Below are 12484 nucleotides of genomic sequence, written 5' to 3' on the forward strand. Positions count from 1 at the left end.
CGCACCACCGTGCGGGTGCCCGCGGCGCGGGTCCACACCGCTCGGTCGGCCGAGGGACGCCCCCAGGCCCGCATCCGGGCCGGCTCAGCCGCGCGGCAGGCGGCGCGTGCTGTCCGTGCGGTCGGCTCGCGCGAGGCTCGCGCGCGCACCGAGGACGACGACCCCCGCCTCGTGGACCTGCACGGGGTTCAGCTCGAGGGAGCGCAGCTCGGGCAGGTCGTCGCTGAGCACCGCGACCCGCGCGAGCACGTCCTCGAGCGCCGCGACGTCGAGCGGCGGCAGCCCCCGGTAGCCGAACAGCCGCGGCGCCGCCCGCGGCGAGCGGACCAGCTCGGCCACGTCGACGTCCGTCAGCGGCGGCACGGCGTAGGCGACGTCGCCGAGGAGGTCGGACGCGTCGCCCGCGAGCCCGAAGCTGATGAGAGGGCCGAACAGCGGGTCCTCGGCCGTGCGCACGACGCACGCCGACCCGTGCGGGGCCATCGCCTGCACCTCGAGCGGAGGCAGGCCGGGCTCCGGCAGGTGCCCGCGCGCGAGCTCGAGCACCTGGGCCACGTCGGCGCGCAGCTCGGCCTCGTCGGCGACGTCGAGCCGCACGCCCCCGAGGTCGGCGCGGTGCCGGAGCGCTGGGACCGTCGTCTTGAGCACGACCGGCCACCCGATGGCCCGCGCCGCTGCGACCGCCTCGTCGGCGTCGCTCACACCCGTGGCCGGCAGGACGTCCACGCCGACCGTCGCGAGGAGCTCGCGGACCTCGTGCGGCTGGAGCACCGCCTCGTCGATGCCGTCGAGGTGCTGCGCGACCAGGCGGCGCGCCGCGCGCGTGTCGGTCCCGGCGGGGCGTGCGGGGCGCCCGCGGTCGCTCGCGCGGCGCTCGGCGTACCGGGCCGCGTGCGCGAGCGCGAGCACCGCGTCCTCCGGCGTGACGTAGGCGGGCACCGTGCGGGCACGGCCCTCGCCGTCCGGGGCCGTGAGCTCGTCGGTGACGCCGGACAGCCCGAGCATGCACGCGACCACCGGTCGGCCCGTACGCGCCGCGGCGCGCGCGACGGCACCGGCCACGGCGCCGTCCGGTCCGTCGACGGTCGGGATGCGCAGCGCGACGACCGCGTCGACGTCCGGCGCGTCGAACACGGAGTCGACGACACGCTGCACGTCGTCCGGGCCGGCGTCCTCGGCCAGGATCGTCGGCCGCCCGGCGACGACGAGCCCCGAGGCCGCCGCGGCCTCGGCGACCAGCGCCGCGACGGAGGTCGAGCTGGCGAGGACCGCGGCCCGTCGACCTGCCGGGAGCGGCTGGTGAGCCAGGACCTGGAGCACGTCGAGCATCTGGTGCGTGTTGTCGACGCGGATCACGCCGGCCTGCCGCATGACCTCCTCGAGCGTGCGGCGCGGCGCGTGCGTCGGTCGCACCGCGTGCCCCGGCGGCACCGCGTGGCCCGAGCGGCCGGTCGCGACCACGACCACCGGCTTGGTCGCCGAGAGCCGCCGCGCGACTCGGGAGAACTTGCGGGGGTTGCCGATCGACTCCAGGTAGAGGCCGACCGCGTCGACCCCGTCGTCGTCGGACCAGAACTGCATGAGGTCGTTGCCGGAGACGTCCGCGCGGTGCCCGGCGGATACGAACTCCGCCACGCCGAGCCCGCGGCGCTGCACGGCACCCAGGAGCGTCACGGCGAGCGGCGCCGACTGGCAGAAGACGCCGACGTTGCCACGGCGCGGCACGGACCCGGCGAGCGACGCGTCGAGCCATCCGTCGTCGGTCGCCGCGAGCGCACCGAACGACGCGGGACCGACCACGCGCATGCCGGCGCCGTGCGCGGCCCGCAGGAGCCCACGACGGCGCTCGAGGCCCTGCTCGCCGTCTTCGGCATACCCGGACGACAGCAGGACGACCCCGTGCACGCCGAGCCGGGCCAGGCCGCGCACGACTCCCTCGACCTCGTGCGAGGAGGTCGCGAGGACCGCGAGCTCGACGGGTCCGGGCACGAGCGCCAACGCGTCGAACGACGTCGCCCCCGGCGGCACGTCGGGGACGCCCACGCAGGTCACGCTGACCTGCGTGGAACCGGCGACGAGGTTGCGTGCCGCCACGGCCGCCATGCGCCGGTGCAGCGCGGAGCCGTCGGCGCCCGGTCCCACGACGACCACCTGACGGGCCCTCAGCAGCGACCGGACCGAGCGCGCCTCGGCCCGGTGCTCGCGGTCGGCGACCACGGCGAGCGACCTGTCGGTCGGGTCGATGTCGAACGACAGCGCGACGACGCCGTCCTCGGTGCGCTGGCGGACCTCGTACCCGGCGTCGCGGAACACTCCGATCATGCGTCCGTTCTGCGGCAGCACCTCGGCGACGAACCTGCGCACGTCCCGTTCGCGCGCTGCCGCCGCGAGGTGCTCGAGCAGCACCGACCCGAGACCGAGGCCCTGGCGCGCATCGGCGACGTTGAACGCGACCTCGGCCTCGTCGTCGTCGACGCGGTCGAACCGGGCCACCCCGACGATCCTCTCGTCGCCGCGCTCGTCCGACGCGACCGCGACAAGCGCTACCCGATCGACGTGGTCGACGTTGACGAGGCGGTGCAGGTCACGTTCCGGGAGGCGCTCGAGCTGTGCGAAGAAGCGCAGGTACGTGGAGCGCTCGGACTGCGCGACGTGGAAGGCCTGCAGCGCGTCCGCGTCGGTGGGGCGGATCGGCCGCACGTGCGTCGTCGAGCCGTCGGAGAGCACGACGTCCGCCTCCCACGACGCGGGGTACACGGGCGCGTGCGGCGCACCGCTCGCAGGGTCCGGCGCGACGTCGACGTCCGACATGCGACCAGGCTAGTCGTCGCGCCCCGCGCGCCGTCGCCGGCCGCACGCCCCGGCAGGCGACAATGTCCCCTGCACGACCGCACGGACCACCCGAGGAGCCCCACGCATGGCGCGTCGCCCCGCGACCCCCGACCTGCCGCCCGACGACACGGTCGGTCGCGTCGTCGACATCGACGTCGCAGCCGAGATGGAGGGCTCGTTCCTCGAGTACGCCTACTCGGTCATCTACTCGCGTGCGCTGCCCGACGCGCGGGACGGGCTCAAGCCCGTGCAGCGCCGCATCCTGTTCCAGATGGCCGACATGGGCCTGCGACCCGACCGGCCGTACGTGAAGTCGGCACGCGTCGTCGGCGAGGTCATGGGCAAGCTGCACCCGCACGGCGACGCGGCGATCTACGACGCGATGGTGCGGCTCGCGCAGCCGTTCAGCCTGCGCCTGCCGCTCGTCGACGGGCACGGGAACTTCGGCTCGCTGGACGACGGCCCGGCCGCGCCCCGCTACACCGAGGCACGCATGGCGCCCGCGGCGGTCGCGATGACGACGGGGCTCGACGAGGACGTCGTCGACTTCGTGCCGAACTACGACAACAAGCTGACGCAGCCCGAGGTGCTGCCCGCGGCGATCCCGAACCTCCTGGTCAACGGCGCGGCCGGCATCGCCGTGGGCATGGCGACGAACATGGCTCCGCACAACCTCGTCGAGGTGGTCGCGGCGGCCCGCCACCTGGTGATGCACCCCGACGCGACCCTCGAGGACCTCACGCGGTTCGTGCCCGGGCCCGACCTGCCGAGCGGCGGGAAGATCGTCGGGCTCGACGGCGTGCGCGACGCCTACCGGACGGGACGCGGCGCGTTCCGCACGCGTGCGACCGCTCGCGTCGAGAACGTGACGCCCAAGCGCAAGGGCATCGTCGTCACCGAGCTCCCGTACGGCGTGGGTCCGGAGAAGGTGATCGAGAAGATCAAGGAGGGCGTCCAGAGCAAGAAGCTCTCGGGCATCTCCGCAGCGGTCGACCTCACCGACCGCACGCACGGGCTGCGGCTCGTCATCGAGGTCAAGACGGGCTTCAACCCCGACGCGGTGCTCGAGCAGCTCTACCGGTTCACGCCGCTCGAGGACTCGTTCTCGATCAACAACGTCGCGCTCGTCGAGGGCCAGCCGCGCACGCTCGGGCTGCGCGAGCTGCTCGTGGTGTGGGTCGACCACCGGCTCACGGTCGTGCGTCGCCGCTCCGAGCACCGGCTGGCCAAGCGCCTCGAGCGCCTGCACCTCGTCGAGGGCCTGCTCGTCGCGATCGTCGACATCGACGAGGTCATCCAGGTGATCCGCTCGTCGGACGACGCCGACGCAGCGCGGACCCGCCTGCGTCAGGTGTTCGACCTGTCCGAGCCACAGGCCGAGTACATCCTCGAGCTACGGCTGCGGCGCCTGACGAGGTTCTCGCGCATCGAGCTCGAGAAGGAGCAGGAGCAGCTCCGCTCGGAGATCGAGGACCTGCGCGCGATCCTCGCCGACGACCACCGCCTGCGCACGCTCGTGTCCGACGAGATGGCCGAGGTAGCCGCGACGTACGGCACGCCGCGCCGCACGATCCTGCTCGAGTCGGCGGGCGGCTCGTCGGTCACGGGAGCCCCCGCGGCCCGCGCGTCGGCCACCCCGCTCGAGATCGCCGACACGCCCACGCGCGTCCTGCTCTCGGGAACCGGGCTGCTCGCGCGCACCGCCGACGACGCCCCGCTCGTGCGCGACGAGGGCGCGCGGCGCTCGCGGCACGACGTCGTGACCTCCGGCGTGGTCTCGACCGCACGTGCCGAGATCGGTGCGGTCACCTCGCGCGGCCGTCTCGTGCGCGTCTCGGTGCTCGACCTGCCCTCGCTGCCGCCCACCGACGGTCCGCCATCGCTCTCGGGCGGCGTCCCCGTCGGCGAGGTGGTGACGCTCGAGCGGGACGAGCGCGTCGTCGCGCTGACGTCGCTCGCCGCCGAGGCGCCGACGCTCGCGCTGGCGACCGCGCAGGGGGTGGTCAAGCGTGTCGCACGCGGAGACGTGCCCGGCAACCGGGACGCGTGGGAGGTCGTGGCGCTCAAGGACGGCGACGAGGTCGTCGGTGCCGCTCCCGCCGAGGACGACGACGAGCTCGTGCTCGTGAGCTCCGACTCGTCGCTCCTGCACTTCGGTGCGTCCGCCGTGCGCCCGCAGGGGCGGGCCGCGGGCGGCATGGCGGGCATCAAGCTCGCTGCCGGACGCCGCGTGGTCGCATTCGGCGTCGTGCCGGCGGGCAGTGCGGCGGACGCGGTCGTCGTGACGGTCTCGGGGTCGTCGACCGCGCTGCCCGGCACGCAGGCAGGATCGGCCAAGGTCTCCCCGTTCGACGCGTACCCGGGCAAGGGACGCGCGACCGGCGGGGTGCGCGCGCACCGGTTCCTCAAGGGCGAGGACGCGATCATCCTGGCGTGGGTCGGCCCCGCCCCGGCGCGAGCCACCGGGTCCGCCGGCCAGCCCGTGGAGCTCCCGCCGGTCGACCAGCGTCGCGACATGTCGGGCGTCGCGCTCGGCGCCCCCGTGCACGCGATCGGCTGAGCCTCAGGCGACGACGAGGTCGTCCCTGCCCGCGTGCACGCCCCGGCGCGCGCGCAGGTCCGCACGCGCGACACCGAGCGCGATCAGCGACTGGGCCGCGACGTAGGTCGCCATGACCCAGAAGCCGGGGACGGGCGGGTGCCAGGCGTCGACGAAGCGGTCGAGAGCGATGAGGCCGTCCGAGACGAGGAACACCGCTCCCCCGGCCGCCACGAGCGGCCCGCACCCCGTCGCGAGCACGGCCATCGCGACGAGCACGCCACCGTAGACCGCGACCGGGACGAGCAGCGGTCCCGCGGCCGGTGCGCACGCGCCGACGAGCGTCACGAGCACCGCCGCGTACGGCAGGACGAGCAGCGGACGACGATGCACGACGCTGCGCCGCACGTCCGGTGCGAACCCCACGACGAACGCCGCCTGCGCCACCAGGAAGCAGCCCACCATGACGAGGAACGCCGCATCGCCCGTCACGAGGCGTGGGAGCGAGTCGCCGAGCCACGACGCGACCAGCGCGGCGAGCGTCCACCGGACGCGGTGCGAGCGCGGCGCCGCGGTGGCCGACCAGAGCGCGGCAGCGAGCGGCGGCAGCAGCAGCACCTGGGTCAGGTCCGCGAGACCGTCGGCGCCGGCGAGCAGCGCGCCGAGGTGCACGAGCGCGACGACCGCGAAGCAGGCTCCCCAGCGAGCGGCCGCGACAGGGGCCCGGTTCGTGCTCGTCATCGCTGCCACGACCCGCCCTCCCGGTCCGCGGCGGCGGCGCCCGGACCAGCTGCGCGACCCCGTCGTCGACGCGGACGCGATGCTAGCGCCCCGTGGCCGGCACCGGAACGTGCCGGTCCACGACCGCGCGCCGCCAGGGACCCGCCGGGGCTACAGCTCGATCGTCATCAGGCGCGACCCGTGCGTCACCTCGTAGCCGAGGCTCGCGTACAGCCCGTGCGCACCGCTCGGGTTGGCGGTGTCGACGTCCAGCGCGGCGAACTGCATGCCGTCCTCGCGGTACGCGAGCATCCCCGCGACGAGGAGCGCCACGGCGATCCCCCGTCCGCGGTGCGCGGGCCGCACACCCAGCAGGTCGCAGTACCCGTACGTGTACCCGACGACGTCCCAGTCCTGCTCGTACCGGCTCGAGAGCTGGTAGCCGACGACGTCGCCCGACGCCTCGTCGACCGCGACGAAGCTCCACGACGGCACCTGCAGCGTGCGTCCTTGCGCCCACTGCTCGGCCGTCTGGGGCTGGCTCCCCCAGTGGTCCGCGAACGCCTCGTTGTGCGCGAGCCGCGTCGCGTCGTCGAGCGCCTGCGTCCACGGCGTCACGACGACTCCCGACGGCGCTCCCCCGACCGGGACGCCCGACCCGAGCGACCGCCGCATCTGCGTGTAGTAGCGGATGGGCGAGAAGCCGGCCCGCGCGGCGAGCGCGACGGTCGACGTCGCGTCGTCCTCCACGTAGATGCCGATCCTCGCCGGGACGTCCTTGCCGGACTCCGCGATGCGCTGGCGCCCGCGACCCTGCGACCAGGCGAGCAGCGCCGTCCCGACGCCGCGCCCACGCCAGGCCGGGTCGACCCCGCCGCTGAGGAACGCGCGCACCGTCGTGGTGTCACCGGGCGGCTGCTGCACGGTCGCCCACGCCCTCAGCGTCCCCGTCTCGTCCCAGCCGCCCAGGGAGTCGGTGGACAGGTCGAGCGCGGGGTCCGCGAGCGACTCCTCGAGCTCGTCGCGCGACGTGCGGTACGGGCACCGGTCGGCGTCCTCGACCGCGGCGACCAGCCGGAACAGCTCGGCGACGTGCTCGGGGGCCAGCGGGCGCCACGCCAGGCCGAGCGCGGCGTCGGGGACGTCGAGCGAGTGCGGTGCTGCGACGCGGTCAGCAAGGGTCGAGGTCATGCCAGCCACCCTCGCGGGCGTCAGCCACCCGGGCAAGCCGATTTGCGCGGATGCCGGCGCCGGCCCTCACGCGTCGATGCGGCTGCGGTCCAGGTTCTGCGCCCCGGCGATGAGGAAGTCCTTGCGGGGCGCGACGTCGGACCCCATGAGCAGCTCGAAGATCTCCTCGGCTCGCTGGGCGGCCTCCACGGTCACGCGGCGCAGCGTGCGGTGGCGCGGGTCCATCGTCGTCTCCGCGAGCTGGTCAGCGTCCATCTCCCCGAGACCCTTGTACCGCTGGATGTCGTCCTTGTACCGCCGGCCGGAGCGGTCGAGCTTCTTGAGGGTCGCCGCGAGCTCTGCCTCCGAGTACGTGTAGACGTACTCGTTCTTGCGGCCCCCGCCGCCGATCACCTCGATGCGGTGCAGCGGCGGCACCGCCGCGTACACGCGGCCGTCCTCGACGAGCGGACGCATGTAGCGGAAGAACAGCGTGAGCAGCAGGGTGCGGATGTGCGCGCCGTCGACGTCGGCGTCCGTCATCAGCACGATCTTGCCGTAGCGCGCCGCCTCGAGGTCGAACGTGCGGCCCGAGCCCGCGCCGACCACCTGGATGATCGCGGCGCACTCGGCGTTCTTGAGCATGTCCGTGACGGACGCCTTCTGGACGTTGAGGATCTTGCCCCGGATCGGCAGCAACGCCTGGAAGTCCGAACTGCGCGCGAGCTTGGCGGTGCCGAGCGCGCTGTCACCCTCGACGATGAACAGCTCGCTGCGCTCGACGTCGTCGATGCGGCAGTCCGCGAGCTTGGCCGGCAACGACGACGTCTCGAGCGCGTTCTTGCGGCGCGAGATCTCCTTCTGCTTGCGTGCCGACAGCCGCGCCCGCATCTCGCCGACGATCTTGTCGAGCAGCAGCGAGGACTGCGCCTTGTGGTCACGCTTCGGCGACGAGAAGATCGCGGCCAGCTCGGCGTCGATGACCTTGCCGACGATCGCGCGCACCGGCGCGGTGCCGAGGACCTCCTTCGTCTGGCCCTCGAACTGCGGCTCGGCGAGGCGGACCGTGACGACGGCCGTGAGCCCCGCGAGCACGTCCTCCTTCTCGATGCGCTCGGTCGCTGCGTCCTTGGCCGAGATCTTCAGGCGGCGCGCGTTCGCGTCGACCTGCTTGCGCAGCGTCCGCAGGAGACCCGCCTCGAAACCGGCCAGGTGCGTCCCGCCCTTGGGCGTCGAGATGATGTTGACGAACGTGCGGACCTCGGTGTCGTACCCCGTGCCCCACCGCAGCGCGACGTCCACCTCGCACGTGCGGGCGACCTCCTGCGGCGTCATGTGCCCGCGGTCGTCGAGTACCGGGACCGTCTCCGTGAAGCTGCCCTCGCCCGTGAGGTGCCACGTGTCCGTCACGGCGGGGTCGGGCGCGAGGTGGTCCACGAAGTCGACGACGCCCCCGCTGTGGTGGAACGACTCCTCGTGCGGGCCGTCCGCGCCCGGCGTCCCTGCGATACCCCGCTCGTCGCGCACGACGAGCGTGAGCCCCGGCACCAGGAAGCTGGTCTGGCGGGCGCGCGTGACCAGCTCGTCGTACGAGAAGACCGCCGTCTTGGGGAAGATCTGCCGGTCGGCCCAGTACCGCACGCGCGTCCCCGTGCGAGCCCGCGCGACCTTGCCCACCACCGCGAGCTCGGAGCCCGAGACGAACGGCTCGAACACGGAGTCCGGCGAACGGCCGGCGCCGTCGTCGAAAACGCCCGGCTCGCCGCGGTGGAACGACATCCGGTGCGTGCGGCCGTCGCGGTCCACCTCGACGTCCAGCCGCGACGACAGCGCGTTCACGACCGATGCGCCGACGCCGTGCAGACCTCCCGACGCACCGTACGAGCCACCGCCGAACTTGCCGCCCGCGTGCAGCTTGGTGAAGACGACCTCGACGCCCGTGAGCCCCGTCTTGGGCTCGACGTCCACCGGGATGCCGCGCGCGTTGTCGCGCACCTCGACCGACGAGTCGGAGTGCAGCACGATCTCGATGCGGTCGCCGAACCCCGCGAGCGCCTCGTCGACCGAGTTGTCGATGATCTCCCACAGGCAGTGCATGAGGCCGCGGCTGTCGGTCGTGCCGATGTACATGCCCGGGCGCTTGCGCACCGCCTCGAGGCCCTCGAGCACCGACAGGTGCCGGGCGGTGTAGCCGGACTGCGAGGAGGTGGTCGTCACGGCACAGATCGTAGGCGAGCGCCCTGACAGCCCCGCGACGCCATGCCGCACCGGTGCGGCATGCGCGACCCCGCCGGTGCGCTCAGGTCCGACACAGACGGTCGCGACGAGGTCACGTTCGGGCGACGTTTCGTACGCGCGTAGCGAACCACCCCGTCTCGGTGACATGGAACGCGGCATCGGATGGTTGTATGGATCCGTGACCACCACGACGACGACCACCCCGCTCACCGCAGCCGACCGCTGCGACCGTTGCGGCGCGCAGGCCTACGTCCGCGTCGTCCTGCCCGTCGGCGAGCTCCTGTTCTGCGCGCACCACGCGCGCGAGCACGCGCCCAAGTTCACAGCCGTGGCCGAGCACGTCCAGGACGAGACGGACCGCCTGCTCGCGGAGCACGGCGCAGGAGCCGGTGCGGCGTCGAGCTGACCGCACCCACCTCTGGCCTGAGGCCCCGGACCACTCGCTGGTCCGGGGCCTCGTGCGTCTGTCGGTGACGAGACGAGCCCGGACCCCTCACGGGGTCCGGGCTCGTCGTCGGCTCGGATCCTGCGACCCGTCGGTCGCAGACCTTCAGTCGAGGTAGTCGCGCAGCACCTGCGAGCGCGACGGGTGGCGCAGCTTCGACATCGTCTTGGACTCGATCTGGCGGATGCGCTCACGCGTCACGCCGTAGACCTTCCCGATCTCGTCGAGCGTCTTCGGCTGGCCGTCCGTGAGGCCGAACCGCATCGACACGACACCGGCCTCGCGCTCGGACAGCGTGTCGAGCACCTGGTGCAGCTGCTCCTGCAGCAGCGTGAAGCTCACGGCGTCCGCGGGGACGACCGCCTCGGAGTCCTCGATGAGGTCACCGAACTCGCTGTCGCCGTCCTCGCCGAGGGGCGTGTGCAGCGAGATGGGCTCGCGACCGTACTTCTGGACCTCGACGACCTTCTCGGGCGTCATGTCCAGCTCCTTCGCCAGCTCCTCCGGCGTGGGCTCGCGGCCCAGGTCCTGGAGCATCTGGCGCTGGACGCGCGCGAGCTTGTTGATGACCTCGACCATGTGCACCGGGATACGGATGGTGCGGGCCTGGTCGGCCATGGCGCGCGTGATCGCCTGCCGGATCCACCACGTGGCGTACGTGGAGAACTTGTAGCCCTTGGTGTAGTCGAACTTCTCGACCGCGCGGATCAGACCGAGGTTGCCCTCCTGGATGAGGTCCAGGAAGAGCATGCCGCGACCGGTGTAGCGCTTCGCGAGCGAGACCACGAGGCGCAGGTTGGCCTCGAGCAGGTGGTTCTTGGCACGACGACCGTCCTGCGCGATCCACTCGAGCTCACGGCGCAGCTTGGGCTCCATCGTCGTGCCGGAACCGAGGCGCTCCTCCGCGAACAGGCCGGCCTCGATGCGCTTCGCGAGCTCGACCTCCTGCTCGGCGTTCAGCAGCGCGACCTTGCCGATCTGCTTGAGGTAGTCCTTGACCGGGTCGGCGGTGGCACCCGCGGTGACGACCTGCTGCGCAGGCGCGTCGTCGTCGTCGGCGTCCGAGTAGACGAAGCCCGAGTCCTCGGACTCCTCCTGGTCGCCCGCGGCCTTCGGCTTGGTCTCGCCGTCCTCCGACTCGCTCTCCTCGTCGTTCTCGTCGACGACGACGTCCTCGACCTCGACCTCCTCGAGCTCCGGCGTGGCCTCCGCGTCGTCGCCCTCGGCCTCGTCGTCGGCCTTCTTCGACGTCTTCTTCGGACCGGCCTTGGCGGCCGCGGTCTTCGTCGTCGCGGAGGTCGCCTTGGCGGTGGCGGCCTTCGTGGCGGCGGACCGGGTCGCACGCTTCGCGGCAGGCTTCGCCTCGGCGTCCTGACCGTCGACGTCGGCGGCCTGAGCCGCGCCGTCCCCCGCGCCGCCGGCGGCAGCGGACTTCGTCGAGGCCTTCGTCGTACGCCGCGTCGCGGTCGAGGTGGCGGCCGCGACGCTCGCCTTCGCGGTCGTACGGGCGCTCGTGCTCGTCGCCGCGACGGCGCGCTGCGCGACCGGCTCGCTCACCGTGATGCCCGCGGTAGCGAAGCCGCGCACGACGGCACGCAGGCGCTTGGCGTCCTGGACGTCGGCGGCCTCGCACGCGGCGCGCAACTCCTCGGCGCCGACGCTGCCGTGGGTCTTGCCGCGGACGACAAGCTCCTGGAGCGCGGGGTGCTCGAACTCACGCGGAAGTGCGGGATGCGGGGTCTGGGGCACGAACGACCTTTCGGCAGCGCGACTCCCGGGCAGGGGAACCGGGAGGTGTAGGGATATTGTACTTTGCCGATCCGCTCCGGGACGCGCGTCGCGGGCACATCGAGGCGCTCGTCGGTGGCGGGATGGTGAGGGATCGACCTGCCGCCCCTAGCCCTGCGGGCGGCCGTCCGGTGTCACAACGACCGAGCCCCCCGCAAGATTCCCCGGCACGCCGGCGCCTCGGTACCGCCGTCGAGGTCGTGGCCTCCGGCGGGAGGTCCTCGTCCGCTCAGGCCTGCGGCTTGACCGTCAGCACGGGGCACGGCGCGTCGAACAGGACCCGCTGCGCGTTCGCGCCGAGGATCAGCTTCCCCACGGGGCTGCGACGACGCAGCCCGATCACGACCAGCTCCGCGGAGACTTCTTCCGCGGTCGCGATGAGGTCGTCGGCGACATCCCCACCGTCCAGGAGGCGGATCTCGTGCGGCGTCCCTTCGTCCGTGAGCCGACGGCCGACGGCCTCGAGCTCGGCATCTGCCGACGCACGCTGCTCGGGCGGCTCGTCCCCACGCATGCTCACAACGACGACGACCGACGTGCCTCGCGTCGACGCCTCGGCGACGGCCGCGTCGAGTGCGGCTCTGCCCTCCGGCGTGGCGAGGTATCCGACGACGATGCCCATCTCACACTCCCTCGGTCGCACCGGGGTGGTACCGGCACGCGGGCGTGACGCTACCGGAGCACGCGCCCCGCCACGACCGGACCACCGCCACGACCCCGTGCGAGCGGCGACGCTCGTCCTTGCTCGCACC

The 12484-nt window shown here is 73.3% G+C and carries 8 protein-coding genes; 2 read left to right on the plus strand and 6 right to left on the minus strand.

Going from position 1 to position 12484, the window contains the following annotated elements; genetic code table 11:
- Window positions 1-84: 84 nt before the first annotated feature.
- The gene (locus tag AW16_RS0102085; RefSeq protein WP_029287767.1) at window positions 85-2811 is read right to left on the minus strand and encodes a GNAT family N-acetyltransferase; all 2727 of its coding nucleotides are present in this window, start codon (window positions 2809-2811) and stop codon (window positions 85-87) included.
- Window positions 2812-2917: 106 nt separating this feature from the next.
- Between AW16_RS0102085 and AW16_RS0102090 the strand changes: the two genes are divergently transcribed.
- Window positions 2918-5392 carry a DNA topoisomerase (ATP-hydrolyzing) subunit A gene (locus AW16_RS0102090; RefSeq protein ID WP_029287769.1) on the plus strand — a complete coding sequence of 825 codons (2475 nt, stop codon included), beginning with the start codon at window positions 2918-2920 and terminating at the stop codon, window positions 5390-5392.
- Window positions 5393-5395: 3 nt separating this feature from the next.
- On the opposite strand, the gene AW16_RS0102095 is transcribed toward AW16_RS0102090, so the two are convergent.
- From AW16_RS0102095 to AW16_RS0102105, 3 genes are all read right to left on the minus strand, one after another.
- Window positions 5396-6112, minus strand: a complete 717-nt coding sequence (locus AW16_RS0102095; RefSeq protein WP_051681585.1) for a lysoplasmalogenase — start codon at window positions 6110-6112, stop codon at window positions 5396-5398.
- Window positions 6113-6262: 150 nt separating this feature from the next.
- Window positions 6263-7282: a GNAT family N-acetyltransferase gene (locus AW16_RS0102100; RefSeq protein WP_029287773.1), complete on the minus strand. Its 1020-nt coding sequence runs from the start codon at window positions 7280-7282 to the stop codon at window positions 6263-6265.
- 66 nt (window positions 7283-7348) lie between these two features.
- Window positions 7349-9478 (minus strand): type IIA DNA topoisomerase subunit B, encoded by a 2130-nt coding sequence (locus AW16_RS0102105; RefSeq protein ID WP_029287776.1) that lies wholly within the window; start codon window positions 9476-9478, stop codon window positions 7349-7351.
- Between the two features lie 166 nt (window positions 9479-9644).
- Here AW16_RS0102105 and AW16_RS0102110 point away from each other — a divergent pair, with 166 nt between their 5' ends.
- Window positions 9645-9905, plus strand: a complete 261-nt coding sequence (locus tag AW16_RS0102110; RefSeq protein ID WP_051681586.1) for a hypothetical protein — start codon at window positions 9645-9647, stop codon at window positions 9903-9905.
- A gap of 144 nt (window positions 9906-10049) precedes the next feature.
- On the opposite strand, the gene AW16_RS0102115 is transcribed toward AW16_RS0102110, so the two are convergent.
- Entirely contained in the window at window positions 10050-11693 is a 1644-nt protein-coding gene (locus AW16_RS0102115; RefSeq protein WP_029287779.1) for an RNA polymerase sigma factor, read from the minus strand.
- A 268-nt stretch (window positions 11694-11961) separates the two neighbouring features.
- Entirely contained in the window at window positions 11962-12354 is a 393-nt protein-coding gene (locus AW16_RS0102120) for a universal stress protein (RefSeq protein ID WP_029287781.1), read from the minus strand.
- Window positions 12355-12484 lie beyond the last annotated feature (130 nt).

The organism is Cellulomonas sp. HZM (assembly GCF_000708885.1).
Classification (GTDB): domain Bacteria; phylum Actinomycetota; class Actinomycetes; order Actinomycetales; family Cellulomonadaceae; genus Cellulomonas.

Bases quoted from the DNA above. Each gene is read 5' to 3' on its own strand.
- AW16_RS0102100 (WP_029287773.1), bottom strand. From the start codon at position 7,282: ATGACCTCGACCCTTGCTGACCGCGTCGCAGCACCGCACTCGCTCGAC.
- AW16_RS0102090 (WP_029287769.1), top strand. From the start codon at position 2,918: ATGGCGCGTCGCCCCGCGACCCCCGACCTGCCGCCCGACGACACGGTC.
- AW16_RS0102120 (WP_029287781.1), bottom strand. From the start codon at position 12,354: ATGGGCATCGTCGTCGGATACCTCGCCACGCCGGAGGGCAGAGCCGCA.
- AW16_RS0102110 (WP_051681586.1), top strand. From the start codon at position 9,645: ATGGAACGCGGCATCGGATGGTTGTATGGATCCGTGACCACCACGACG.
- AW16_RS0102085 (WP_029287767.1), bottom strand. From the start codon at position 2,811: ATGTCGGACGTCGACGTCGCGCCGGACCCTGCGAGCGGTGCGCCGCAC.
- AW16_RS0102095 (WP_051681585.1), bottom strand. From the start codon at position 6,112: ATGACGAGCACGAACCGGGCCCCTGTCGCGGCCGCTCGCTGGGGAGCC.